Annotated in this window: 24 protein-coding genes and 1 tRNA gene; 19 read left to right on the forward strand and 6 right to left on the reverse strand. The window is 56.6% G+C overall.

Going from position 1 to position 23203, the window contains the following annotated elements; all coding sequences use genetic code 11:
* Nucleotides 1-678 precede the first annotated feature (678 nt).
* From E8K88_RS10190 to E8K88_RS10200, 3 genes are read right to left on the reverse strand one after another with little or no spacing between them, the layout of a single operon-like run.
* Complete coding sequence (locus E8K88_RS10190) at nucleotides 679-1749, reverse strand: phosphotransferase family protein (protein WP_136406567.1); 1071 nt, start codon at nucleotides 1747-1749, stop codon at nucleotides 679-681.
* A complete protein-coding gene (locus E8K88_RS10195) occupies nucleotides 1746-2942 on the reverse strand; it encodes an acyl-CoA dehydrogenase family protein (protein ID WP_136406568.1) in 1197 nt (398 codons plus the stop codon). The genes E8K88_RS10190 and E8K88_RS10195 overlap by 4 nt, the downstream gene beginning before the upstream one ends.
* Nucleotides 2943-2982: 40 nt before the next feature.
* Nucleotides 2983-3711 (reverse strand): SDR family NAD(P)-dependent oxidoreductase, encoded by a 729-nt coding sequence (locus E8K88_RS10200; protein ID WP_240754452.1) that lies wholly within the window; start codon nucleotides 3709-3711, stop codon nucleotides 2983-2985.
* Between the two features lie 143 nt (nucleotides 3712-3854).
* On the opposite strand from E8K88_RS10200, the gene E8K88_RS10205 reads away from it, so the two are divergent.
* Entirely contained in the window at nucleotides 3855-4538 is a 684-nt protein-coding gene (locus E8K88_RS10205; RefSeq protein WP_240754453.1) for a GntR family transcriptional regulator, read from the forward strand.
* Between the two features lie 144 nt (nucleotides 4539-4682).
* On the opposite strand, the gene E8K88_RS10210 is transcribed toward E8K88_RS10205, so the two are convergent.
* The gene (locus E8K88_RS10210) at nucleotides 4683-5126 is read right to left on the reverse strand and encodes an Rrf2 family transcriptional regulator (RefSeq protein WP_136406570.1); all 444 of its coding nucleotides are present in this window, start codon (nucleotides 5124-5126) and stop codon (nucleotides 4683-4685) included.
* Nucleotides 5127-5356: 230 nt separating this feature from the next.
* On the opposite strand from E8K88_RS10210, the gene E8K88_RS10215 reads away from it, so the two are divergent.
* The 5 genes from E8K88_RS10215 to E8K88_RS10235 all read left to right on the forward strand — a co-directional run bounded on the left by E8K88_RS10215 (nucleotide 5357) and on the right by E8K88_RS10235 (nucleotide 9227).
* On the forward strand, nucleotides 5357-5785 hold the full coding sequence (locus E8K88_RS10215; protein WP_205880063.1) for a PAS domain-containing protein: 429 nt from the start codon (nucleotides 5357-5359) through the stop codon (nucleotides 5783-5785).
* A 16-nt stretch (nucleotides 5786-5801) separates the two neighbouring features.
* Nucleotides 5802-7400: a flavodoxin domain-containing protein gene (locus tag E8K88_RS10220; RefSeq protein ID WP_136406571.1), complete on the forward strand. Its 1599-nt coding sequence runs from the start codon at nucleotides 5802-5804 to the stop codon at nucleotides 7398-7400.
* A 29-nt stretch (nucleotides 7401-7429) separates the two neighbouring features.
* On the forward strand, nucleotides 7430-7885 hold the full coding sequence (locus E8K88_RS10225) for a group III truncated hemoglobin (RefSeq protein ID WP_136406572.1): 456 nt from the start codon (nucleotides 7430-7432) through the stop codon (nucleotides 7883-7885).
* Nucleotides 7886-7974: 89 nt separating this feature from the next.
* Entirely contained in the window at nucleotides 7975-8331 is a 357-nt protein-coding gene (locus E8K88_RS10230) for a DUF488 domain-containing protein (RefSeq protein ID WP_136406573.1), read from the forward strand.
* 587 nt (nucleotides 8332-8918) lie between these two features.
* Nucleotides 8919-9227, forward strand: a complete 309-nt coding sequence (locus E8K88_RS10235; protein ID WP_420813568.1) for a hypothetical protein — start codon at nucleotides 8919-8921, stop codon at nucleotides 9225-9227.
* Between the two features lie 503 nt (nucleotides 9228-9730).
* Here E8K88_RS10235 and E8K88_RS10240 read toward each other — a convergent pair.
* Both E8K88_RS10240 and E8K88_RS10245 read right to left on the reverse strand, forming a co-directional pair.
* A tRNA-Arg gene (locus E8K88_RS10240) sits at nucleotides 9731-9807 on the reverse strand.
* Between the two features lie 42 nt (nucleotides 9808-9849).
* Entirely contained in the window at nucleotides 9850-11121 is a 1272-nt protein-coding gene (locus tag E8K88_RS10245; protein WP_136406574.1) for a GNAT family N-acetyltransferase, read from the reverse strand.
* Between the two features lie 197 nt (nucleotides 11122-11318).
* Here E8K88_RS10245 and E8K88_RS10250 point away from each other — a divergent pair, with 197 nt between their 5' ends.
* The 13 genes from E8K88_RS10250 (at nucleotide 11319) to E8K88_RS10310 (ending at nucleotide 23123) form a co-directional block, all read left to right on the forward strand.
* Nucleotides 11319-13058, forward strand: coding sequence for an NAD+ synthase (locus tag E8K88_RS10250; RefSeq protein WP_136406575.1), 1740 nt, complete (start codon nucleotides 11319-11321; stop codon nucleotides 13056-13058).
* 226 nt (nucleotides 13059-13284) lie between these two features.
* Nucleotides 13285-13623: a P-II family nitrogen regulator gene (locus E8K88_RS10255; RefSeq protein ID WP_136406652.1), complete on the forward strand. Its 339-nt coding sequence runs from the start codon at nucleotides 13285-13287 to the stop codon at nucleotides 13621-13623.
* Between the two features lie 515 nt (nucleotides 13624-14138).
* Nucleotides 14139-15080 carry a hydroxymethylglutaryl-CoA lyase gene (locus E8K88_RS10260; protein ID WP_136406576.1) on the forward strand — a complete coding sequence of 314 codons (942 nt, stop codon included), beginning with the start codon at nucleotides 14139-14141 and terminating at the stop codon, nucleotides 15078-15080.
* Between the two features lie 18 nt (nucleotides 15081-15098).
* On the forward strand, nucleotides 15099-15623 hold the full coding sequence (locus E8K88_RS10265) for a YbaK/EbsC family protein (RefSeq protein ID WP_136406577.1): 525 nt from the start codon (nucleotides 15099-15101) through the stop codon (nucleotides 15621-15623).
* A gap of 44 nt (nucleotides 15624-15667) precedes the next feature.
* The gene (locus E8K88_RS10270; RefSeq protein WP_240754454.1) at nucleotides 15668-16027 is read left to right on the forward strand and encodes a DUF1289 domain-containing protein; all 360 of its coding nucleotides are present in this window, start codon (nucleotides 15668-15670) and stop codon (nucleotides 16025-16027) included.
* Between the two features lie 24 nt (nucleotides 16028-16051).
* On the forward strand, nucleotides 16052-16657 hold the full coding sequence (locus E8K88_RS10275; RefSeq protein WP_136406578.1) for a 2-hydroxychromene-2-carboxylate isomerase: 606 nt from the start codon (nucleotides 16052-16054) through the stop codon (nucleotides 16655-16657).
* A 271-nt stretch (nucleotides 16658-16928) separates the two neighbouring features.
* The gene (gene ilvD, locus E8K88_RS10280) at nucleotides 16929-18788 is read left to right on the forward strand and encodes a dihydroxy-acid dehydratase (protein ID WP_136406579.1); all 1860 of its coding nucleotides are present in this window, start codon (nucleotides 16929-16931) and stop codon (nucleotides 18786-18788) included.
* Nucleotides 18789-19021: 233 nt separating this feature from the next.
* Nucleotides 19022-19933: a bestrophin family protein gene (locus tag E8K88_RS10285; RefSeq protein ID WP_136406580.1), complete on the forward strand. Its 912-nt coding sequence runs from the start codon at nucleotides 19022-19024 to the stop codon at nucleotides 19931-19933.
* Nucleotides 19934-20149: 216 nt separating this feature from the next.
* The gene (upp, locus tag E8K88_RS10290) at nucleotides 20150-20791 is read left to right on the forward strand and encodes a uracil phosphoribosyltransferase (protein WP_136406581.1); all 642 of its coding nucleotides are present in this window, start codon (nucleotides 20150-20152) and stop codon (nucleotides 20789-20791) included.
* Between the two features lie 46 nt (nucleotides 20792-20837).
* On the forward strand, nucleotides 20838-21308 hold the full coding sequence (locus E8K88_RS10295; protein ID WP_136406582.1) for an HIT family protein: 471 nt from the start codon (nucleotides 20838-20840) through the stop codon (nucleotides 21306-21308).
* A gap of 52 nt (nucleotides 21309-21360) precedes the next feature.
* Nucleotides 21361-21795 carry a gamma-butyrobetaine hydroxylase family protein gene (locus tag E8K88_RS10300; RefSeq protein WP_136406583.1) on the forward strand — a complete coding sequence of 145 codons (435 nt, stop codon included), beginning with the start codon at nucleotides 21361-21363 and terminating at the stop codon, nucleotides 21793-21795.
* Nucleotides 21796-21852: 57 nt separating this feature from the next.
* Nucleotides 21853-22311: a VOC family protein gene (locus E8K88_RS10305; RefSeq protein WP_136406584.1), complete on the forward strand. Its 459-nt coding sequence runs from the start codon at nucleotides 21853-21855 to the stop codon at nucleotides 22309-22311.
* Complete coding sequence (locus E8K88_RS10310) at nucleotides 22311-23123, forward strand: YdcF family protein (protein ID WP_136406585.1); 813 nt, start codon at nucleotides 22311-22313, stop codon at nucleotides 23121-23123. Before E8K88_RS10305 ends, E8K88_RS10310 begins: the two co-directional genes overlap by 1 nt.
* The last annotated feature ends 80 nt before the right edge of the window (nucleotides 23124-23203 follow it).

Consider the following 23203-nt stretch of genomic DNA (forward strand, 5'->3'; position numbering starts at 1 on the left):
GGCTTCTTGCCATACCGCTAGTCAAGGTCTGCATCAGCAGATGGCAGCGCAATAGAAGAGGCGAGCTATGGAGCCATCGGTAACTGGTGTGGTGCATGGCGTGCGTTCATCGAAAAATTAAAATGTGTTAATTTGATAACACCAGACAGCCACTGTCTATCCCTGAGATCAGGGATTTTTACTTTGCAGCGAAGTTGTTTATTTGTGGATGACGACTTGGTGCTTGATGCAGAGCGACAATATGCACGCCCCATGGAAGTTGGCGTGAAAAAACGATGGGTTTGGTAATGCATTGTCCAGCCAGTTTGCCGTCTATGACCTGGAAAAAGACCATGTGTGCTAGCAGCCCGATGCAGAAACTGGCGCATTCACATGGGCTATGCCTGGTGGCGAGCGCGTACGCGCTGTGGAGGCGCGCTTGACAGGGTAGTGTGGTTGCGCATTGGTAGGGTCGCAGTGGCGTTGGCCCATGCAACGCCATTGTCAAACGCAATGAGGCGACTGCTGCGATCGAAGGCAAACAACGGAGTGCAGTGCCTTGCCCTTCGGGTTGGTGCCCAAAAGGCACGCTGCTTTGTTAAAAATCCTTGCCGGGCAGATAGCCCGACTGCGGTTTTTGCCGCGCATCGTATCCTTTTGGGCTCCAACGCGGTCTGCGTGGAGTCTTTGATCAGGCCCTCAGTGAGAGGCAGCGCGTTGATTGGCGCGCTCGACCTGTGCCCAGGCCAGATCGGCCACGCGCTGAAAGCGGTCACCCATTTCTTTGGCATTGGCGCTGGAGGCCGTGCCCCTGACTGAGCGTGCCTTGATGCCATGCAAGATCGCTGCAAAGCGAAACATATTGAAGATGATGTAGAAGTCCAGGTCTTTGATGCCTTCAATGCCGACACGTTCGCAGTACGCCTGCACATAGGCCGCCTCGTCTGGCAGACCTGCAGCTTGCAGGTCCACACCGGCAATGCCGCCGAGGATATCGCTGGGCATGCGGAACATCATCGCATGGTAGGCAAAGTCGGCCAGCGGATCGCCCAGGGTCGACAACTCCCAATCCAGCACTGCCAGCACACGCGGCTCGCTAGGGTGGAAGATCATGTTGTCGGCGCGAAAATCCCCATGGGTGATGGCCACCTGGTCAGCGGCGGGAATATGCTTTGGCAGCCACTCTACCAAGGCGTCCATGGCTGGGTGCCGGCCTGCGTCCTGGTCGTTCTGGTATTGGCCGCTCCAGCGCTGGATTTGCCGCGCCACATAGCCGCCTGTCTTGCCGTAGTCGGCCAGGCCGATGGCAGCATAGTCGACTTGGTGCAGGCGTGCCAGTACCTCGTTCATCGCATCCATGTAGGCGGCGCGCTCATCGGCTGGCACATCGGAAAAACTGGCATCCCAGAAAACCCTGCCTTCAACCATGTCCATTACATAAAACCAGCTGCCAATGACCTGCTCGTCAGTGCACAGTCCGTAGACATGCGGCACAGGCACTTGGGTGTTGGCCAGTGCCATCAGCACACGGGCTTCGCGCTCAATGGCGTGTGCGCCCTTGAGCAAGACTCCTGGTGGTTTGCGGCGCAATACGTACGACTTCCTGGGAGTGCGCAAACGGTACGTGGGGTTGGACTGGCCACCGGCGAAGCGGCTGATTTCCAGCGGTCCCTGAAAGCCTGGAATGTGCTGCTGCAGCCAGGCTTGCAGCGCGGGTACATCCAGTGCTTGTTCAGGCAGTCCTTGTTCGGGGGCGGCAGCGTTGCTCATGCTTGTTCCTTGAGCAAAGTTTCACGTTTGATTTTCTTGGCCAATGACCATTTATGCACTTCGGTCGGGCCATCGTAGATACGGAATGCGCGGATTTCGCGGAATACCTGCTCGACAATGGTGTCGCCCGACACGCCCAGGCCGCCCATCACTTGCACGCAGCGGTCGGCGACGCGAAACAGGGCCTCGGACACTGCGACCTTGGTCATTGAGCTCTCGGCGGTAGCCAGCGAGCCTTCGTCAATGATTTTGGCGCACCAGTCGATCATTAAAGCGGCTTGTTGCAAGTCGATCAGGTTGTCGGCCAGCATAAAGCCTACGCCTTCATGGTCGATCAAAGGCTTGCCAAAGGCTTTGCGGTGCGTTGCATAGCGGCTGGCGATTTCATGCGCGCGTGCGGTCGAGCCAAACCAGCGCATGCAGTGCGACAGGCGCGCCGGTGAGAGGCGTACCTGGGCGTAATGAAAACCTTCATGCACCTGCCCCAGCACATGGGCGTTGGGCACATACAAATTGTCCAACATCACGACTGCGTGCCCGCCAGGCATTGAGCTGTCGATGGTGTCAATCACGCGTTCGGTGCGCACGGCAGGGTTGGGCAGCTTGACCAAAAACATCGTGGCGCGGGTTTTGGGGTCGTTGGCCTCTGAGGTGCGGGCCATCACGATACCGACTTCAGCACCATCCGCACCAGTGATGAACATCTTGCGGCCGTTGATGACCCAGCCATCGCCTTGCGGTGTTGCGCTGGTCATCAGCATGCCCGGATCCGAGCCTGCGCCGCCTTCCAGGGCGGGCTCGGTCATGAAAAAGGCCGAGCGGGCCTGGCCGCTGACCAAGGGGTCCAGGAACAAGGTTTTTTGTTCAGCGCTGGCGACCTTGCCCAGCAAGTACATATTGCCCTCGTCAGGCGCCATGGTGTTGAGTGCGACCGGGCCCAAGGGCGAAATGCCGGAGCGTTTGAGTACGGCGGCTGTCTCTAGCTGACTCAAATGGTCGCCATCAGCGAGGATATGCGGCGTCAGCACGCCCTGGGCGCGCGCCAGTGCGCGCATTTCGTGCATCAGTTCATCGCTGGGGCCGTGGCTGCCGCAACGTGGGTCTTGCTCATACTGTGTGACAACATCGCGCACAAAGGCTTCAACACGCTCACCGATGGCTCGGCTGCGCTCCGTGGGGTAGGGGGTGTACATGCACAAACTCCTTTGCGTAAATGTCTGTGGTTCTGAGAAATTACAGTGTGTTGACGAGATGGCCGCCATCGACCGGAATCACCGCTCCAGTCATATAGGCCGAGGCCTGGCTGCACAACAATAAGAGCGGCCCATCCAGGTCCGACAGCTGGCCCAAACGGCGCTGTGGGATTCTGCGAATCAGCGCCTGACCGGCATCGGTTTGCCAAAACTCGGCGTTCAGTTCGGTCTCGATATAGCCAGGCGCCAAGGCATTGACGCGCACGCCCAGGCGCGCCCACTCCAGCGCCAAGGTTTTGGTTAATTGCACAACACCCGCCTTGGATACCGCATACGACACGACACCACCGGCCTGGCGCAGTCCCAGAATGGAGGCGATATTGACGACGCTGCCTTGGCTTTTTTGCAGCGCAGGCAGCAATGCCTGGGCCAGAAAGAACATGCCTTTGAGATTGGTGTCCAACACCGCATCCCAGTCGGGTTCGCTGTGTTTGGCGGCTGCGCTTTCACGCACCACGCCGGCGTTGTTGATCAATACATCCAGTGAATCCACGGCTTCGGCCAGTGCCTGGCGGCTGGCGGCGTCGGTCACATCCAGCCTCAGGCACAGCGGTGGGGTAGAGCAGGGCAGGGTTTGGGCAAATGCCTCAATCATCTCTGTGCGCCTGGCAGCCAAAATCAATTGCGCACCTTGTGCCGCCAGAGTGGCCGCAAAATGTTTTCCGAGGCCACTGGAGGCACCGGTGATCAAGACTTTTTTTCCTAACATCGACAGGGTGGGCATCGCTTGTCTCTCCGCAGCTGGGATTCGTTTTATGATGGAGTTTCAAACCAATTTGTTGATTAAATTGTCTGAAAAAATTGTAGGACGATTTATGCAGTTTATACGACTGTTTGCAAGAAAGAAATGCGGTGAACCACACGTCAGTCACACAGGAGACAGCAGCACCAGCATCCAGCAAATCGGCCTGGGAGCTGGTGTTCCATGGCATTCTCAAAGAGTTGGACAATTGGAGCCTGGTGCCGGGCCAACGCCTGGTTGAAACCGATCTGGTTGAGCGCTTTCAGGTGGGGCGCAACTCGGTGCGTGAGGCGCTGCAGCGGCTCGCTGCCGAAGGGATTGTCGTGCTGTCCCCCAATAAGGGGGCCAGTATCAAGCAGCTCAATGTGCAAGACATGCTGGATGTCTTGAGCGTGGCCGAATCCTTGTTTGGCCTGCTGGCCAAAACGGCGGTGCGCGGTGTAGGCAACATAGCAGCGCTGGCTGCGTTAGATGACGCGATGGCAGCACTGGCGCAGGCCGAGAAAGCGCGTGACAGCGCGGCGTTCTCGCGCGCCCGGCGCATGTTCTACCGCGCCTTGCTGGAGATGGGTGGCAACAAAGAGCTGCAGCGTTTGCTGCCCGCAATTGTGATGCCGATTGTGCATGCCCACCACCGCTTGCCCGATTTTCTGACCATGCGTCTGGCCGACTACCGGCGCATTGCTAAAGCCGTGGTGAGTGGCCATGCCAAGCAGGCGGAAGCGGCCGCTTGCAAACACGTAGAGAATGTCCGGCAGGCGGTGGTTGCCGCTTTTGCCCAGCCACCCATGTAATGCCAATGGCGTGCTGCAACCAAACGGTATTGCCCAGAATGGACCATGGCGAATCCAGAGCTTGAACTTCAAGTTTGAGCCCCATAACACCTGCTGCTGGGCAATGACCACAGTTGCTAGCAGCGTTGCCCTGGCCTGCAGGCATCAACGTTGAAACTGGATGGTTTGCCAGGCAGCCGCCGGCTCTTTCAATAAGTCCTTGAACTGGTACTGGTCCAAGTGCGAGAAAAAGGCTTGCAGTGCATGGTCCAGAATGTTTTGCAAGCGGCAGTCGCCCGTCAGCAGACACGGATGCTCAGGCGCGGGGTCCTTGAAGCAATCAACGAGGGCGAAATCGTCCTCCATCGCACGCACGATATCGCCAACCCTTGCCTCATTGGTTGCGGGGTTGAAGCGAATGCCACCGCCTTTGCCGCGGATGGTGTCAATGAAACCTTTGCGGCCCAGCTCATGCACGACTTTGACCAAATGGTTCTCAGAGATCGCGTAATGCGTGGCGATTTCGCCAATCGAGGCTAGCCGCTCTGGCTGCTTGGCCAGATACAGCAGAGTGCGCAATGCGTAGTCGGTTTTCAGGGTCAGTCTCATCGTGGCTTGCTTTGTGTCGTGGGCTTGGCGGTCATCGGGTGACACGATGAGGGGGATTTTCCCACAGAGGCTCACAGGCATTGCGTTGAATATTTTCTACATATTTCAGAATTTTCTGAAATTTTCATTAAGATGTATATAAAATACACCTTATGGAGTGCGAGTACTGGCAGTTGAGCAAGCACTGCGCTTGGCCACTCCATCTTCAGTAAACCATATTGAAAGGGATCATGATGAGCAATTCAATCAGCCATGCACAACTGTTGGGCGCACTGGACAATGTCGCGGTGATCTCCACTACCGACTTGCAAGGCAACATCACCTACGCCAATGACCTGTTTTGCAAACTCACCGGTTACGCCCGCGAAGAGTTGATTGGCCAACCTCACAGCATCGTGCGCCATCCAGCCGTGCCCAAAGCGGTCTACAAAGACATGTGGGACACGATCAAAGCTGGCAATATCTGGACCGGTATCGTGCCAAACCTGGGCAAGGGCGGTGGTGTGTATGTGGTCGATACCACGGTGCAGCCGCTGCGCGATGAGGCAGGGCAGATCAATGCCTATATCAGCATCCGCCGCGTGATCAATGACTTGATGGACAACTTTGAAGCAGTCGAATTTTGCAAAGAGCAATTCGACGACTACTACGCCAACTGAATCGGGAGGCCACACCATGTCTGCAAACGCCCAACGCTTGCACATCGCTTATGGCTCTGAATCGGGCAATGCGCAGACATTGGCGCAACGCTTGGCCCAGCAGCCCTTGTGGCAGGGCCAGGTCGATCCGGCCATCGAATTGAATGCGCTGTCTCTGGCTGCTTGGCAGCCAGGCGGTTTGCTGGTGATCATCTCCAGCTCTTTCGGCGATGGCGAGCCCCCAGCCAACGCTGCGTTTTTTTTGGCCCAAGTGCAGCAATCGGACGATTTGACCGGTTTGCGTTACGCACTATTTGGCTTGGGTGACACCGGCTACCCGCAGTTTTGCGGTTTTACCAAGCAATTGGATGCGGCGCTGCAAGCGCGAGGCGCGCAGGCTGTGATTCCACGTGTGGATGCCGATACCGATTACGAAGATTTTTTTACTCAGTGGACGGCTGGCCTGGAGCAGTTGTGGCTGGGCCACGGCGATGTGGCCGCGCACATGCTGCTGCGTGTCGAGGCGTATGGTGAGGACAAGGCTTTTGCAGCGCCAATCATCGCCCGCCAGTGCTTGAGCACATTGGCCCCTGGTGGCGATGCTACAGACTGCGCCGCCCACCACATTCGTTTGGATGTGCGTGGCAGCGGTATGGCTTGGCGCGCTGGAGATACCTTGCATGTGCTGGCCAAGAATGGGCGTCCTTTGTTGGATGCCATCGCCCAATGGCTGGGCCAGCCGCAAGCAGTGGCTGCGCTGGAGGCCAAAGAGTTGCGGCTGATCAGCAAGGCGGTGCTGCGTGGTGTGGCAAGCGCCACTGGCCATGCGGGGCTCAAAGACCTGCTCAAATTCAGCCAGCGCAAGCAGTTGGAGCAGTACTTGTATGGTGCCGACATCCTCGATGTGCTGCAGGATTTTGCTTCGCCAGAGCAGGTTCGCTTAGATGATTTGCTCCAATGGCTCTCGCCAAGGTTGCCACGGGCGTATTCGATTGCATCGCCAGCTTCCAGCGACTATCTGGATTTGTGCATTCGCGCCGTACACCACCAACGCAATGGCCGCCAGCGCCATGGTATGGCCACGCATTGGCTATTGCATACGCAAGAGCCGGTGCAGGTGTATTGCCGCAGCAATCCGGGTTTTCATTTGCCCAAAGACCCGCAGGCGCCCTTGGTGCTGATTGGCACTGGCACTGGCATCGCACCCTTGCTTGGACTGCTGCGTGAAATGCAGATGAAGGAGCAGCGGCGAAAAGTGTGTTTGATTTTTGGTGAAAAAACCAGCAGCCACGATTTTTTGTACCGTGATGAATTGCTGGCGCTGCAAGCATCGGGTGCGATTGAGCACTTATGGACCGCGTTCTCGCGCGATGGTGGTGCCAAATACTATGTGCAGCATGCGATGGCAGACCATGGGCAAGAGCTGCGCGACTACCTGGAGCGCAATGCCCATGTTTACATCTGTGGCAACAAGGCCCATCTGGAAAAAGCTGTCGCGCACGCTTTTAACGACCTCTATGTGCTTGCCACCAGCGATGGCGAGTCAGGCTGCAGCGCAGCAGACGAATCCTGCGAGATGGGCGATTGCTGGACTTCCTTGCAAGCGCAAGCCCGCATCCATTTGGAGTTGTATTGAAATAGACGCAGACATTTCAGGAGGCAAACATGGGCAATTCACAAACCTTGTGCACAGAGGCAGAGATCGAAACGCTGGTGCAGCAGTTTTATGGCCGAGTGCGCGCCGATGCGACTTTAGGGCCGATTTTTAACGCAAAAATCGATGACTGGGTGGCCCATGAGCAATTGCTCAGCCAGTTCTGGTCCAGTGTGCTGCTGCGCACCGGCCGCTTTAGCGGCTCACCGATGCGCACCCATGCGCAGCTGCAAGACTTGAGCCCCGCCTTGTTTGAGCGTTGGCTAGCCATTTTTTCGCAAGTCTGCGACCAACAGCCCAACCAGGCGATGGCTGCGCATGCCCAGTCCATGGCCCAACGCATGGCCCAAAGCCTGTGGATGGGCTGGCAAATGCAGCACAGCGAGGGCGGCAAAGCGGTGCCTAGCGTTTTGACGCGTGTGCCTTTGGGGGAGTCTGAGCAGTTGTCGGCGCCAGATGTCAGCTGATTGGCTTCGGTCACATTGAGAGCCTGAAAAATGCCGAGTCTGCGTTATGCTGAGCCAATACGCACTGGCACGACACACAGGAGACTAGCATGGACATTGCAATCAAACGCGCCTATGAAGCAGCCAGCCCAGCCGATGGCGCTCGCGTCCTTGTAGACCGGCTGTGGCCACGTGGTATTAAAAAAGAGGTGTTGCAGCTGGATCTGTGGTGCAAAGACATTGCCCCCAGCCCAGAGCTGCGCAAATGGTTTTGCCACCAGGCGGACAAGTTTGCCGAGTTCACGCAGCATTACCGCCAGGAGTTGGAGCACAACACGGCAGGGCTTGCGCAACTGCAGCCTTTTTTGCTCAAGGGCCGACTCAGTTTGATTTACGCCGCACGTGATCCGCAGATCAACCATGCGGTGGTGTTGCAGGATTGGCTTCAAAAGAAACTGTCGCAATAAGAAAGCGCCATGCATGCATGCGTGTGCTTGCCAGCACTTGCAGCGTCCGCGAAGCAGGACGAGCGGCCAGTTCTTGCCAATGCATTGGGACCACATCACCTCACTGCGAAATAGTTGGATACAAATTCGGTGAACACACGCACCCGGCTCTATTAACGCTGCTGTTCCAGCTAGGCCAACACCATCTTGCTGTGGGCCTGGTGCAGTCAGCCAGGGCCTGCGCCAGCTTGCCGCTGTTCAAATAGCGTTTCACATGCCACTGCGCACGCGTCACATTACCAGGCGCATCAAGGGCCAAGCACGCGCTACTACAAGAGTTCCCTGCAACAACCGTGGCGGATGCATGCTTGTGCATGCACGGCCAGAATCGGTCTACTGAACAATCCATTCATCAGCAGCCCTTATCGATAAGGACAGGGTTTTTTTGTTGATTGAACCATTATTTTTTTGTTAATTATTGTTAGATAGGTATATAATTTTTCAAAAATTTGGTGGAGTGTCTCGATTATCGGGATAATTTTTTGAAGGATTTGACTGTGTCAACGATCAAGCAAACTTTGGATGAGTTAATTTTAGTAGATGGTGCCATGAGCGCTGCGGTCGTTGATTCGACCAGTGGCATGATGCTCGGATCAATCGGCTCTGGTGTTGATCTTGAAATTGCTGCTGCAGGCAATACCGAGGTGGTACGCGCCAAAATGAAGACCATGCGTGCCTTGGGACTGAACGATGTGATCGAAGATATTTTGATTACGATGGGCAAGCACTACCACATCTTGCGCCCAGCCTCGCGCAGAGAAGGGGTGTTTATTTACCTGGTTCTCGACAAGCAGCGCTCTAACCTGGCGATGGCGCGTCGCAAGGTGCAGGATGCCGATAAAGAAATGGTGTTTTAAACCAGAGCACGTTCGCTTAATGGTCCATGGCAGAAACAAGCGGTGCGACCATCTCCAAAGTCAAAGCCCTCACTGCTAACGGTCGGGGCTTTTTTACATTCTTGTTAAAGTAGGTGGTGCCTCTGGCAGCCACAGCCAATCAATTGGCATGCTGGCGCTGCGCGCCATACATGCCGCTCATCAGATGCCGCCATTCAATGCCGCTTGAGCTTCAAAGAGCAGGCCAGCACGGTGTGCGCTTTGCCATGGACTGCGTCGAGTTTTTGCACGCTGTGCTGTAAGCAAAAAATTTTGCACAAGGATGTGCAATTGCATCCCCAACTCAGCAAAGCTTATCTTTGTAAGAGCCTGCCCAAAAGGCAAGCCCATAGAAAAAGCCCCTGAGCGCGCGCGCCTGGGGCTGGATGGAAAGCACACAAACCACAAGCGACGTGAAATACGTGTGGGATTGGTGCAATAGTGGCTTTTCTTCCCTTGATTTCCCCAGGAAGATGGCGATTCATTGGCCTGCCAGGAGGGACTCGAACCCCCGACCTGCTGCTTAGAAGGCAGCTGCTCTATCCAGTTGAGCTACTGGCAGGTGTATGCCGCAAGCGGCAAGAGGCTGGCATCATACCAGCAGTCAATCGGGATTTGAAGCAAGCTGTGTGTTAGCGTCGCCGCTTTGTGGTGAATTGGCCTGCGCTGCAGGGCTGCGGTAGGGGCTGTGGTCTTGCAATTGCAGCTGGTATTGCTGCACGCCTTTGCTTTCATGCGCCAGGTGGTTGGCAATGGCCGCTTCAAATTGCGGGTGGGCGATCCAATGGGCAGAGTAGGTGGATTCAGGCAGCAGCGCACGTGCCAGTTTGTGTTCGCCCTGGGCGCCGCCTTCAAATCGGTCAAAACCGTGCGCAATACACCAGGCCAGCGGCTGGTAATAGCACAGGTCGAAATGCAGGCAGTCGATGCGCTCAATCGCACCCCAGTAGCGGCCATACGCTATGTTCTCTTGGCCTTGGTGCAGCTGTTTGTCGTGCAGTGCCAGCAAGCTGGTGGCAATGGGGCGCTGCTCGCGCTCGGCGATCAGCATCAACCAGTTCTCAGGCATGGTGCTTTGCATGGCTTGCCAAAAAGCCGGTGTGAGGTAGGGCGCGTTACCGTGCTCTCGGTACGTGGTGGCGTAGCATTGGTAGAAGAATGCCCAGTCCTCGGTGCTGATGGCGCTGCCGCGTGCAATGCGGTAGTGCACGCCAGCATCAGCCACTTTGCGCATTTCTTGTTTGATTTTTTTGCGTTTCTCTCTCTGCAGGGATTCCAGAAAATGCGTGAACGTCTCGAATCGGTCTGCATTACCGGGCGTTTGATTGCGCCAGTGGAATTGCACTCCCTTGCGCAGCAACCAGCCTTGCTCTGTGCAAGCTTGCTGATCTTGCTCTGAAAGGAACAACACATGGGCGGTCTCGAGCTGTTGCTCGCCGCACAATTGCATCAATGCCTGCACAAGCAATGCGCGGTGCGCATGGTCAATGGCCAGCAGGCGGCTGCCCGGTGTGGGTGTGAAGGGCGGCGCCACCAGCGCTTTGGGGTAGTAAGGCAGGCCATGGCGCTCATAGGCATTGGCCCAGGCAAAGTCAAACACATACTCGCCCCAGGAATGGCTTTTGAGGTAGAGCGGACAGGCTGCCAGCAGTCTGCCTTCGTGCCAAAGACACAGATGCTGGGGCTGCCAACCTGTTTCAGCGGTGGCAGATTGGCTTTGCTCCATGGCCAGCAGGTATTCGTGGCGCATGAAGGGCGTGGGCTGGTTTTGCTGCGCAAGCAGCGCATTCCACAATTGGGCAGGAATCTCATCCATGCTGGCGTGCAGTCGCGCCATAATGCCGGCAAGAGCCTGAGAAGAGGGAGAATCGGTCATTAAAAAGCGCTTTGAGTCAAAGTGGCTTGTGCATGGTGCGCAGCGCACTGCGGCTTGAACGCATAAATTGTGCCTTTTTTCTTAAATGCTTGAATGGTGCAGCGGTTTGCGCGCTCGGCCATGCTTGGGCAATGCGGATTTTTTTAGTGCTATCTGCCAGTTAGCAACGGGTAGATGGGGCTCAACACCTTTGAATCATGACTCTGTCTCTTTGTATTGCACAGCTCAATCCGGTGGTTGGGGATATTCGGGGCAATCTTGCCAAGGCCATTGAAGCAGCGCACACAGCGCATGCGCAAGGCCATCAGTTATTGGTTTTTTCTGAGTTGTTCCTGTGCGGTTATGCGGCAGAGGATTTGTTTTACCGCCCCTTGTTTCTAGAGGACTGCGCCGCTGCTTTGCAGGAGTTGGTAGAGGCCAGCTGCGCTTGGCCCCAGTTGCAGATTCTGATGGGCCACCCAGAGCGGGTGGATGCCAGCGTCCACTGGTCGCGCGACAGTGATTATGTGCCGCCTGCATGGAATGCCGTGAGCCTGATCGGCAATGGCCGATTGCAGGCCAGCTACCGCAAACAAGCGCTGCCCAACTATGGCGTGTTCGATGAGAAGCGGTATTTCGCCAGCAGCACGGCGATGGCTGCAGACCAGACTGCTGATGGTGCCGCCGATGTGGCACAGATTATCGAGGTGGGCGGCATGCGCCTGGGTTTGTTGATTTGCGAAGACGCCTGGGTCGCACAGCCGGCGCTGCAAGCCAAGGCCGCAGGCGCGCAGGCTTTGGTGGTGGTCAATGCATCGCCGTTTGTGCTGGGCAAACCGCAGCAGCGCGCCCAGGTCCTCGCTGCGCGGGCACAAGAAACCGGTTTGCCGATTGTGTATGCGCATATGGTGGGCGGCCAGGATGAATTGGTCTTCGATGGCCACTCGATGGCCGTGCAGGCCACCGGTGAATTAGTCGCATTGGCGCCTGGCTTCGAGTCCTTGCTGTGGCCTGTGCAATTGCAAGCGGTTGCGGGGACAGATGCGTTGCAATGGCAGTGCCAGGTGCCAGCGCCTGACTGGACGGCTCCAGAGCACCAAGCCTGGCCACAAATTTGGCGGGCGCTGGTATTGGCCACGCGCGACTACGTACAGAAAAATGGCTTCAAGCATGTACTGCTGGGCTTGTCGGGCGGCCTGGATTCGGCGCTGGTCTTGGCGATCGCTGTCGATGCTTTGGGTGCAGACAAGGTACGCGCGGTGATGATGCCATCGCCTTATACGGCCTCGATCAGCCTGGACGATTCGCGTGAAATGGTGCGCCGCCTTGGGGTGCAATACGACGAAATCAGTATCCGTGAGGCGTTCGAGACTTTTAAAAATAGCCTGTCGACGCAGTTCGATGGCCGCGCAGAAGACACGACTGAAGAGAATTTGCAGGCCCGCATTCGCGGCGTGATGCTGATGGCTTTGTCCAATAAATTTGGCGGCTTGCTGCTCACTACCGGCAATAAGAGTGAAGTCGCGATGGGCTACAGCACCTTGTATGGCGATATGTGCGGCGGCTTTGGTCCGCTCAAAGATGTGTTCAAGTCCGATGCGTTTGAGCTGGCGCACTGGCGCAATGCCCAGGACAGCAGCTGGGGCGTGGTCAATCCGATCCCACTGCGCATCATCACACGCCCGCCAAGTGCAGAGTTGCGTGAAGACCAGACAGACCAAGACAGCTTACCGCCTTACGAGATGCTGGATGCCATTTTGCGCTTGCGCATGGAGCTCAACCAGTCTGCAGCGCAAATCGTCGATGCCGGCTTTCCGGCTGACCGTGTCGACCAGGTCGTGCGCTTGCTGCGCATCAACGAATACAAACGCCGCCAAGCCGCACCAGGGCCCAAAATCACTGCCCGAGTGTTTGGCAAGGATTGGCGTTATCCGATTACCAATGGTTATCGTGGCTGAGCGGCTACCGTGGAGTAGGGAGGCTGTATTGGTTCGAGGTATAGATTTGTCAAATGCCCAGTCCTGAATGTCCCTCTGAGGGGCTGTCCACGTGTGGGAACCAGCAGGCGCACGAGCAATTTCGCGTTACTATTAGGTATTACACATCAGGCCCAGTTATTCGCAGTTCTGCATGTGGCCGATTTTTTTTTGTACAAGCACAAGAGGCAGGAGTATCCCAATGAGCATGAAGTTAATCACCGCCATCATTAAACCGTTCAAGCTCGATGAAGTACGTGAAGCATTGGCAGATGCTGGCATCACCGGTTTGACAGTGACTGAGGTCAAAGGATTTGGTCGTCAAAAAGGCCACACCGAACTGTACCGCGGCGCTGAATACGTGGTCGATTTTTTGCCTAAAGTCAAAATTGAAATTGCAGTGACTGAAGATGTGGTCGAGTCTGCTGTTGAAGCGATCACCGCCGCCGCGCGCACTGGCAAGATCGGTGATGGCAAGATTTTCATCACACCGATTGAGCAAGTCATCCGCATTCGCACTGGCGAGCAAAACGAATCGGCTGTTTAAGAGCCTGTTCAAAGTCTCCACGCAGACCGCGTTGGAGTCCAAAAGGATACGGTGCGCTGCAACAGGCGCCTTGCACTGCCTCTTTTTTGTGCCTTGCGCGACTGCGAAAAGATCGTAAACAGGTTCTCAGAGCATGCTCATCGCCTCCGCGCAGCTGCGTTGACGCCTCAGAGCCTATTCATAATCTCGGCGCGCGACTGCGTGGAGATTATGAGCAGGCTCTCAAAGGTCCGCTACGCAAAAGCGCATCGCTGCGCTGACTCTTTTCTTGCGCTGTGCGGGACTGTGTCAGGATCGTGGACAGGCGCTCAGAGCCCGCACGATGCAGCGCTACTGGCCAGGCTGTGTTATTGGCACAGGCCATGCTGTTGACTGGCAGACTTGGTACTACCACTTGGCCATAAAATCGGTGAACAAGGCCATTGAATGGCCTTGTTGCGCAGGAGCATCACGCATTGGCAGCGCGTGCACTGGCCTGTACGCCACAACCGATAAAAACAGTTAGGAGCACAAGCATGGGATTGCCCAGTAAAGTCAAAATCATCGATGTCGGCCCACGCGATGGCCTGCAAAACGAAAAGCAGGTTGTGCCCGCCGAGGTCAAGACCCACTTGGTGCATTTGTTGCAAGAGGCTGGTCTGCGCGAGATTGAGGTGACCAGCTTCGTCTCACCCAAGTGGGTGCCGCAAATGGCTGACAACGCCCAAGTGATGCAAGCGATTGCGCGCCGCGCTGACATCGAGTATTCGGTGCTGGTGCCCAATATGAAGGGATTTGAGGCAGCGGTGGCCAGTCGCCCCGATGAAATCGTGGTGTTTGCATCCGCCAGCGAATCATTCAGCCAGAAGAATATCAATTGCTCGATTGCCGAGAGCATCGAGCGTTTTGCGCCCGTGGTGCAAGCGGCCCACGCGCAAGGCATCCGCGTGCGCGGCGCCATGTCGTGTACCGTAGGCTGCCCGTATGAGGGTGATATCGCGCCAGCCCAAGTCGAGTCGCTGGCGCGCCTGCTGCGTGGAGTCGGTGTCGACCGCGTCGATGTGGCTGATACGATTGGCGTGGGCACACCGTTGAAAATTCAGCGTGCTTTGGAGGCGACCTTCAAGCACTTCGGCGTGGACCAGGTGTCTGGCCATTTTCATGACACCTATGGCCAAGCGATTGGCAATACCTTGGCGGCTTTGGAGCTGGGGGTGTGGAATTTCCAGTCTTCGGTGGCCGGTCTTGGTGGCTGCCCTTACGCCAAAGGTGCAACCGGCAATGTAGCAACCGAAGACGTGGTCTTCATGTTGCATGGCATGGGCATTGATACCGGCATTGATCTGGACCGCCTGGTCGATGCGGGTCTGTACATCAGCGCGCAATTGGGCCGCCCGTCCAGCTCACGTGCAGGCACGGCCATTGCAAAAAAACGCCCTGAGCCTGAAGGTGGCGCACCAGGCAGCGTTTGCGTTTAATTTTCAGATGGTGATCGAATGACACAAGCCAGCGACAGAGCACTGACCAGTACAGCGCAAAATACCGAGCTATTCCCTCCTGCTGTGCAGCGTGTGGCCCAGGCTTTGCAAATACTGGAGCCCGCACCGGTTCCTTTCATGTTGGAGATTCAGGCGCGTACTGCGCAGGAAGCTGCCGATGCGCTGGGCGTGCAGTTGGGGCAAATTGCCAAGAGCGTGGTGTTTCAGCGCGTCGCTGACGCCGCGCCTGTGCTGGTGATCACCGCAGGTGACAGGCGGGTGGATGAGGCCAAGGTCACGGCGTTGTTGGGGACGATCGGTAAAGCCAATGCGCAGTTTGTCAAGAGTCGTACCGGTTTCGTGATTGGTGGGGTGGCGCCGGTTGGGCACCTGGAGCCACCGATGGCATTGTTGGATGCCAGCTTGCAGCGCTTTGCCAGCATTTGGGCTGCAGGCGGTGATGCCCGTGCATTGGTCGAGCTGACGCCCGAAAGTTTGGAGGCTGCCACTGGTGCGCCTTGGGCTGATGTGATTTGTGACTGAGCGCAGCTGTCAAGCGCGCAATAGTCCAAGTAAAGCAAGTGCCCATGCCGATACCCCACGACACAGCACCCGATCGGCTTGTGAGCGAGCCGGGCGCGCAAGCGCCTATGCCGACTTCTGTGGTGCCAGCACGTGCCTTGCTGCGTTTGGCCGATGCGGTGCAGCGTAAGGGCTTGCTGCAACCCATTGCTGCAGAGTCCGCTGCAGCAGGCAGCCGTTTGCCTTCGCCATGCATCAATGTTTGCACAATGGGCCAAGTGATGGCTGAGCCAATCGAGCCTCTGTGCCAAGGCTGCCTGCGCACTTTGCCAGAAATCATGGAGTGGGGCGGCGCAGTCAGCAGCCGCCAGCAAGCCATTTGGCGCGATGTGCTGCAGCGCCTGCAGATGTTGCAGCAGCACTAAGTAAAAATACAAAGGACTTAAGACATGCAGACCATCGACTTTTATCTGGACTTTGTTTCTCCCTATGCCTATTTGGCATTCCAAGCCTTGCCCCAGGTTCTGCAAGACAGCTCTTACCACGTGGCTTACAAGCCGGTGGTGTTGGGTGCCATTTTCAAGGAGCAAGGCATCAGTTCCCCTGCAGGCAATCCCAGCAAGCATGACTGGATTCGCAGGCATACCAGCTGGCTGGCCAAACAACAGGGTGACAGCGCGTTTGCATGGCCGCAGCCCCATCCTTTTAACAGCATTGGTTTGAGCCGACTGGCGCTGGCTTGCAGCCACGATGGCAGCATCAACCGCTTTACTGCAGAGACCATTTTCAAGCATGTCTGGCAGTCGGGTGGCGACCCGCTTGATGCAGCGCGTTTGCAAGAGTTGCAGCAACAATTGCAGCTGCAGATAGACCGTGCAGGAGGTGTGTTTGCGCTGGACAGCGAGGCCAATAAGCAGCAACTGCGCCTATTGACCGAAGAAGCGGTGGCGCGCACTGTGTTTGGCGTGCCCGCTTTTGTGGTTGAGGGCCAGATGCTCTGGGGCCTGGATGCCTTGCCTATGCTGCGCGAAATCGTGCGCAATGCGGCCGATTGAAGCTGCGGCCAGGCACCCGGCGTCGCTTTGAGATCGCCAAGGACGCTGGCTGCCCACTGGCAAAACGATGGCTGCAGCGATTCATAGCAGGAGAAGCCTTGGGATGGGGATTGCGCGCTAGGCGAAGGTCGTGGTAATGCGCGATAATGCCCTATTGCCCTTCGATGAACTCAAGAGGTTGTTGTTCGGGCCAGAGAGGGAAAACATCCCCTAACCCTCCCATTTTCGTGCATTTATTGCGATTTTTTTTGCCTTTGTTTGAGCAACCACGATGCCAGTTTACCGTTCCAAAACCTCTACCGGCGGCCGCAATATGGCGGGCGCGCGTGCCCTGTGGCGCGCCACAGGCATGAAGGATGATGATTTTTCCAAGCCGATTGTCGCGGTCGTCAACTCATTCACCCAATTCGTGCCCGGCCACGTACACCTGAAAGATCTGGGCCAGCTGGTGGCCCGTGAAATTGAAGCGGCCGGCGGTGTGGCCAAGGAGTTCAACACAATTGCGGTTGATGATGGCATTGCGATGGGCCATGACGGCATGCTGTATTCGCTGCCTAGCCGCGACATCATTGCCGACTCGGTCGAGTACATGGTCAACGCCCATTGCGCCGACGCGATGGTGTGTATCTCCAACTGCGACAAAATCACCCCCGGCATGTTGATGGCGGCGATGCGCCTGAATATCCCGGTGATCTTTGTGTCTGGCGGCCCGATGGAAGCTGGCAAAACCAAGCTGGCCAATCCAGGCACCAAAGTCATTGAGTTCAAAAAGCTCGACCTGGTCGATGCGATGGTGATTGCGGCGGACAGCAACTACACCGACGAGCAAGTGGCCGAAGTCGAACGCTCGGCCTGCCCAACTTGCGGCTCTTGCTCGGGCATGTTCACGGCCAACTCGATGAACTGCCTGACCGAAGCGCTGGGCTTGTCCTTGCCAGGCAACGGCACCGTGGTGGCGACACACGCTGACCGTGAGCAATTGTTCAAACGTGCTGGCCACCGCATTGTTGAGCTGGCACGCGAATACTACGAGCAAGACAACGAGAATGTGCTGCCCCGCTCGGTGGGCTTCAAAGCGTTTGAGAACGCGATGACGCTGGATATTGCAATGGGTGGCTCTACGAACACCATCTTGCACTTGCTGGCGATTGCGCGTGAAGCCGAGATCGACTTCACGATGGCTGATATCGACCGCCTGTCGCGCATCGTGCCCCAGCTGTGCAAAGTGGCACCTAACACGCCCAAGTACCATATTGAAGACGTGCACCGCGCAGGCGGCATCATGGCGATCCTGGGCGAGTTGGAGCGCGCTGGCAAATTGCATACCGATGTGCCGACCATCCATGCGAAAACCCTGGGCGATGCGCTGCAGCAATGGGATGTGCTGCGCACCAGCGATGAAGCCGTCAAGCATTTCTATCTGGCTGGCCCAGCTGGCATTCCAACCCAGACCGCATTCAGCCAAAACACCCGCTGGCCTAGCCTGGATCTGGACCGTGCCGAAGGCTGTATCCGCTCGTACGAACATGCTTTCTCCAAAGAGGGCGGTTTGGCCGTGCTGACCGGCAATATCGCATTGGACGGCTGCGTGGTCAAAAGCGCCGGTGTGGATGAAAGCATCTGGATTTTTGAAGGCCCAGCCCGTGTGTACGAAAGCCAGGACGCTGCAGTCAGCGGCATTTTGGCCGACGAAGTTCAAGCTGGTGAAGTGGTGGTGATCCGCTACGAAGGCCCCAAAGGCGGCCCAGGCATGCAAGAGATGCTGTATCCGACCAGCTACTTGAAATCCAAAGGCCTGGGCAAACAATGCGCGTTGCTGACCGATGGCCGTTTCTCTGGCGGTACCTCGGGTCTGTCGATTGGCCATGCATCGCCAGAAGCCGCTGGCGGCGGGGCGATTGGTTTGGTGCAGGACGGGGATTTGATCCGCATCGATATCCCTGCGCGTAGCATCAATGTGCTGGTCTCGGATGAGGAATTGGCTCAGCGCCGTGAAGCACAAAATGCCAAAGGCTGGAAGCCAGCTGCACCGCGTCCGCGCAAAGTGACAACGGCATTGAAGGCTTACGCGATGCTGGTGACTTCGGCGGACAAGGGCGCTGTGCGCGATGTGACGCTGCTGGGCGATTAAGACCGGCAATCAGCTTCTGTAAAAAAACCGCTTTTAAAGCGGTTTTTTTACAGCACTGCTCCTGTGGCGTTCAAGCGCAGGATTTGCAGCACAAAATACCGGCATCGGGTAAATGCGTATTGAATTGTTGGCTGGCATGGAGGTTATTTTCATGCATCAAATGCCTGTTCTGCTGAAAGTGCGCGGATGGCAGGCGCATAATCGGCGCTGCGTTACATGATACAAAAAGAACCATGATTGTCAGGCCTAAGCTCCACTGGCTGCGGATGCTGTTTGTTTGGCGCGGCTCGGTGCTGCCCATCATCATGCCGCAGCTGATTGCCACCACGGCATTTGCGGTTGTCATCACCATGCTGCATGGCGCCATTCTGTCGTGGAAGGTGTCGCTGAACTTTGTGCCGTTTTCTTTGATCGGTATTACGCTGGCGATTTTCTTGGGCTTTCGCAATAGCACGGCGTATGCCCGCTACTGGGAAGCGCGGACTTTGTTGGGCACGATTTTGGTCGGCTCTCGCAATCTGACAGCGCAGGCCATCAGTTTGGGCAATGACCCGCAGGCGGCGAAAACACTGGCTTACCGCTTGTGCGCTTTTGCGCATGCCGTCAAGCACCAGTTACGCGGCTCGGACCCGCAAGCGGATTTGCAGCATTTCCTCAGCGCTGAAGAAGTCCAACAAGTGCGCACAGCTCGGTATCCAGCCAGCAAAGCCTTGGTATTGACCAATCAATGGATTGGCGAGAATTTGCGCAGTGGCAATTTGCAGGCCCCCACCGTGCCGGCTTTAGAGCAATCGTTGGCCCATTTGGGCATGTCTTTAGGTGGCTGCGAGCGCATTGCCAGCACGCCCATCCCGTTCACCTATTCGGTCATTATTCACCGCAGCATTTATCTGTATTGCTTTTGGCTGCCATTTGGCTTGCAGGATGCGATCGGCTATATGACGCCGGTGATTGTCTGCATCATTGCCTATACGTTTTTTGCACTGGAGGCGCTGGGCGCGCAATTGGAGGACCCGTTCGGGACCGAGGCGAATGATTTGGCGCTGTCGGCAATTGCCTTCACCGTCGAGGCCTCGGTACTGGAGCTGCTCGATGAAGCACCGCGCACGGTGCAGCCCGAATTAAAAGACTTTGTGTTGCCTTAGAGCCTGTACATCATCTGCGCGCAGATGATGTACAGGCTCTAAGCGTGCTAAACGCCCAGACCAAGATCAACATGTGCTGACTGGTTATTTCAGCACTTATGCAAAAGATTGTTATAGGTTTCGTAAAATCTCGCCCGTGCGCCATGCCTTCATGCTGGGTATGGTGCTGCCAGCGCAATGACTGCGCCAGCTTATTTTCTACAACAACTCTCGCTCATGACGATTACTCGCGATACTTTGCACATCGTGGACCACCCATTGGTTCAACACAAACTCACTTTGATGCGCACCAAAACGGCCAGCACCAATAGTTTCAGGCGCTTGCTCAACGAAGTCAGCACCTTGATGGCATATGAAGTCACGCGCGATATGCCTGTGCACATGGTCGAGATTGAAACGCCAATGGAAACCATGCAGGCGCCAATGATTGATGGCAAAAAACTGGTGTTGGTGTCTATTTTGCGTGCCGGCGGCGGTATTTTGGATGGTGTGCTCAATGTAGTGCCTGGCGCGCGTGTCGGCCATATTGGCCTCTACCGCGATCCAGCCACATTGCAAGCGGTCGAGTACTACTTCAAAATGCCCTCGGAAGTGGCCGAGCGTGATGTCATCATGGTCGATCCGATGCTGGCAACCGGCAACTCCATTGTTGCGGCGGTCAACCGCATCAAGGCTCTGGGACCACGTTCGATCAAATTCATGTGTCTGCTGGCTGCGCCTGAGGGTGTGAAACTGCTGCAAAAAGAGCACCCTGATGTACACATCTATACGGCTGCTGTAGACCGCCAGCTCGATGACCAGGGCTATATCCTGCCTGGGCTGGGTGATGCGGGCGACCGCATTTTTGGCACCAAATAAAACGTGGAGTGGCCCTGCCGCGCGCTTGTATTTCTGAAAGAAGACGATGTCAGCTGACTGTGTTTTATGCCAGGAGCCGGGTGGGCGGCTGGTTTTTTCCTGCCCTCAGTTTCGCCTCATTCACGCCACAGAGCCAGGGCTGGAGGCGTTCTACCGCATCATTTGGAATGCCCATGTGCCCGAATGGTCTGATTTGCCCGAAGCACAGCGCTGGCTGTGCATGCAGGCAGTGGCGGTTGTCGAGCAGGCGATGCGCGATGTGCTTGCGCCGCGCAAAATCAATATTGCCAGTTTGGGCAACCATGTGCCGCACCTGCATTGGCATGTGATTGCACGCTTTGACTGGGATGGTTATTTCCCTGCGCCCGTGTGGGCCCAGCCCCATACCGCCCCAGAACAATTGCCGCAAGATAAAGTAGCGCATGTGCGCAGCCTGCGCACTGCGCTGGAAGAGCAGATGCTGGCACAGCTGACGCCACTGGCTGAAGCTGCTGCCGCCTCGCAACCGCAACACTGATGCATATTCTTGCGTCGCAGTGCTTGCCCCTTGTTTAGAAGAGAGTATTCCTATGGCTGGCCTGAATTCATCCACCCCCACACCGACGAACATCGTTGTACACGGCACCTCCAAAGCCTTGGAAATTGGTTTCTCAAGCGGTGAAGTGTTTCACCTCCCGTTTGAACTGCTGCGCGTCTATTCACCCTCAGCTGAGGTGCAAGGCCATGGCCCAGGGCAGGAAGTGCTGCAAGTGGGCAAGCGAGGCGTCGACATTGTTGGCGTAGAGCAGGTTGGTAATTACGCGATTCAGCCAGAGTTCAGCGATGGACACCGCAGCGGCATTTTTACCTGGGCGTATTTGTATGAGCTTGGCAAAGACCAAAGCAAATACTGGAATGAATATGAGATTCGCATGGCCGTTGCCGGTGCGTCACGCGATGCCTCTGCTGCGCCAGCGCCTGCCAAGTCCGGTGGCTGTGGCAGCGGCAGCTGTGGTTGCCGCTGAGTGAGAACCGGTCGCCCTAGACCCACGGTCGTTACCTAGGACAAACAAAGGTTTCCAATGCAAGCACGGATCACCATCGTGACCTTAGGCGTGGCCAATATTGCCGCTGCGACTGGGTTTTATCAGCGCATGGGGTTTGCCGCTGCCAGCGGCAGCAACGGCAATGTCACGTTCATGCAAGCCGGTGGCGTGGTGTTGTCGCTCTACGGGCGCCAGGCATTGGCAGAAGACGCACAGTACCCACAAGCTGCAGCCAGCGATGCTGCAGAGACATTCACAGGCATCAGCCTGGCCCACAATGTGGGCAGCGAAGCAGAGGTCGACAGCGTGCTAGCGCAAGCCGTTGCGGCCGGTGCACAGCTGCGCAAGCCCGGTCAAAAAGTGTTCTGGGGCGGCTATTCTGGCTACTTCAGCGATCTCGATGGGCATCTGTGGGAAGTGGCTTACAACCCCTATCTTGAGCTCGATCAGGCAGGCCTGCCGATATTAGCGCCATTGCCGACTACTGCACCGTAATGCTGGTGCATGTCGCCCAGGCGGTCGGCCGCTGGCCATTTGGTGCCAAGCTGCTGGCCTTGTTGGCGACCATTTTGGTGCTGCAGCCTTTGTCTTTGTTGCTAGGCCGTGGCCACACCAGTTTTGGAGTCAGTTTTCCACTGGCTGTGGGGCTGTTATTGTGGCTAGGTCTGTGTTTGCGCAAGCCTTTGCTAGGCTGGGTGTATGCACAGCGCTGGCGTCGGCTGCTTTGGTGTGGGGTATGGCTCGCTGTGCTGGCCTGGCTGATTGGCTTGTTCGCCTTCGTTGCTACGTTGCTCACAGCGAGCGAGTTGCCCGAGTCGGTGCAGGGGCCGGTCGCTGCGATCATTGTATTGGGCTCATCGACGCCCAATGCCCAGCCATCTCCCACCACACGGGCCCGTCTGGATACGGCTTATTTGGTCGCACAACGTTTTCCGCAAGCCGTAGTGGCTGTTAGTGGCGGCGTCGACTTTGGTGAGGTGCTCAGCGAAGGCCATGTGATGGGTGCGTACTTGCGCCAGCGCGGTTTGCCAGCCGATCAGATCATCCAAGAAGAAGCCAGCACCAGCACGGACTTGAACTTCAAGCTGACAGAGCCCTTGTTGGCATCCCGTGGTATCTCATTGGAGGACCCGATCGTGTTGGTGACCAGTGATTTTCACGTCTGGCGCGCCACTCGCATTGCACTGCGCCAAGGCTGGCAGAACGTTCAAGCCGTTGGTGCGGCTACGCCTTTATATATCCGCTACAACGCCTGGTTGCGGGAATATTTCGCCGTGTTTTCCAGTTGGCTGCTGGGCGAGATTTAAGCAAAGGCCACAAAAACCCTCACCCTTTGTGATGTGTGCGGTATCGGGCTCTTAGGCGTCTTTTGAAGGCCGTAACCATC

The sequence above is a fragment of the Lampropedia aestuarii genome, assembly GCF_004803635.1.
Classification (GTDB): Bacteria; Pseudomonadota; Gammaproteobacteria; order Burkholderiales; family Burkholderiaceae_C; genus Lampropedia; species Lampropedia aestuarii.

Coding starts and splice junctions, on each gene's coding strand:
- E8K88_RS10310 (WP_136406585.1), top strand. CDS start 22,311: ATGCTGGTGCATGTCGCCCAGGCGGTCGGCCGCTGGCCATTTGGTGCC.
- E8K88_RS10235 (WP_420813568.1), top strand. CDS start 8,919: ATGAGCGCTGCGGTCGTTGATTCGACCAGTGGCATGATGCTCGGATCA.
- E8K88_RS10215 (WP_205880063.1), top strand. CDS start 5,357: ATGATGAGCAATTCAATCAGCCATGCACAACTGTTGGGCGCACTGGAC.
- ilvD (WP_136406579.1), top strand. CDS start 16,929: ATGCCAGTTTACCGTTCCAAAACCTCTACCGGCGGCCGCAATATGGCG.
- E8K88_RS10305 (WP_136406584.1), top strand. CDS start 21,853: ATGCAAGCACGGATCACCATCGTGACCTTAGGCGTGGCCAATATTGCC.
- E8K88_RS10225 (WP_136406572.1), top strand. CDS start 7,430: ATGGGCAATTCACAAACCTTGTGCACAGAGGCAGAGATCGAAACGCTG.
- E8K88_RS10255 (WP_136406652.1), top strand. CDS start 13,285: ATGAAGTTAATCACCGCCATCATTAAACCGTTCAAGCTCGATGAAGTA.
- E8K88_RS10260 (WP_136406576.1), top strand. CDS start 14,139: ATGGGATTGCCCAGTAAAGTCAAAATCATCGATGTCGGCCCACGCGAT.
- E8K88_RS10275 (WP_136406578.1), top strand. CDS start 16,052: ATGCAGACCATCGACTTTTATCTGGACTTTGTTTCTCCCTATGCCTAT.
- E8K88_RS10200 (WP_240754452.1), bottom strand. CDS start 3,711: ATGTTAGGAAAAAAAGTCTTGATCACCGGTGCCTCCAGTGGCCTCGGA.
- E8K88_RS10300 (WP_136406583.1), top strand. CDS start 21,361: ATGGCTGGCCTGAATTCATCCACCCCCACACCGACGAACATCGTTGTA.
- E8K88_RS10230 (WP_136406573.1), top strand. CDS start 7,975: ATGGACATTGCAATCAAACGCGCCTATGAAGCAGCCAGCCCAGCCGAT.
- E8K88_RS10195 (WP_136406568.1), bottom strand. CDS start 2,942: ATGTACACCCCCTACCCCACGGAGCGCAGCCGAGCCATCGGTGAGCGT.
- E8K88_RS10265 (WP_136406577.1), top strand. CDS start 15,099: ATGACACAAGCCAGCGACAGAGCACTGACCAGTACAGCGCAAAATACC.
- E8K88_RS10210 (WP_136406570.1), bottom strand. CDS start 5,126: ATGAGACTGACCCTGAAAACCGACTACGCATTGCGCACTCTGCTGTAT.
- E8K88_RS10220 (WP_136406571.1), top strand. CDS start 5,802: ATGTCTGCAAACGCCCAACGCTTGCACATCGCTTATGGCTCTGAATCG.
- E8K88_RS10245 (WP_136406574.1), bottom strand. CDS start 11,121: ATGACCGATTCTCCCTCTTCTCAGGCTCTTGCCGGCATTATGGCGCGA.
- E8K88_RS10250 (WP_136406575.1), top strand. CDS start 11,319: ATGACTCTGTCTCTTTGTATTGCACAGCTCAATCCGGTGGTTGGGGAT.
- upp (WP_136406581.1), top strand. CDS start 20,150: ATGACGATTACTCGCGATACTTTGCACATCGTGGACCACCCATTGGTT.
- E8K88_RS10270 (WP_240754454.1), top strand. CDS start 15,668: ATGCCGATACCCCACGACACAGCACCCGATCGGCTTGTGAGCGAGCCG.
- E8K88_RS10285 (WP_136406580.1), top strand. CDS start 19,022: ATGATTGTCAGGCCTAAGCTCCACTGGCTGCGGATGCTGTTTGTTTGG.
- E8K88_RS10190 (WP_136406567.1), bottom strand. CDS start 1,749: ATGAGCAACGCTGCCGCCCCCGAACAAGGACTGCCTGAACAAGCACTG.
- E8K88_RS10295 (WP_136406582.1), top strand. CDS start 20,838: ATGTCAGCTGACTGTGTTTTATGCCAGGAGCCGGGTGGGCGGCTGGTT.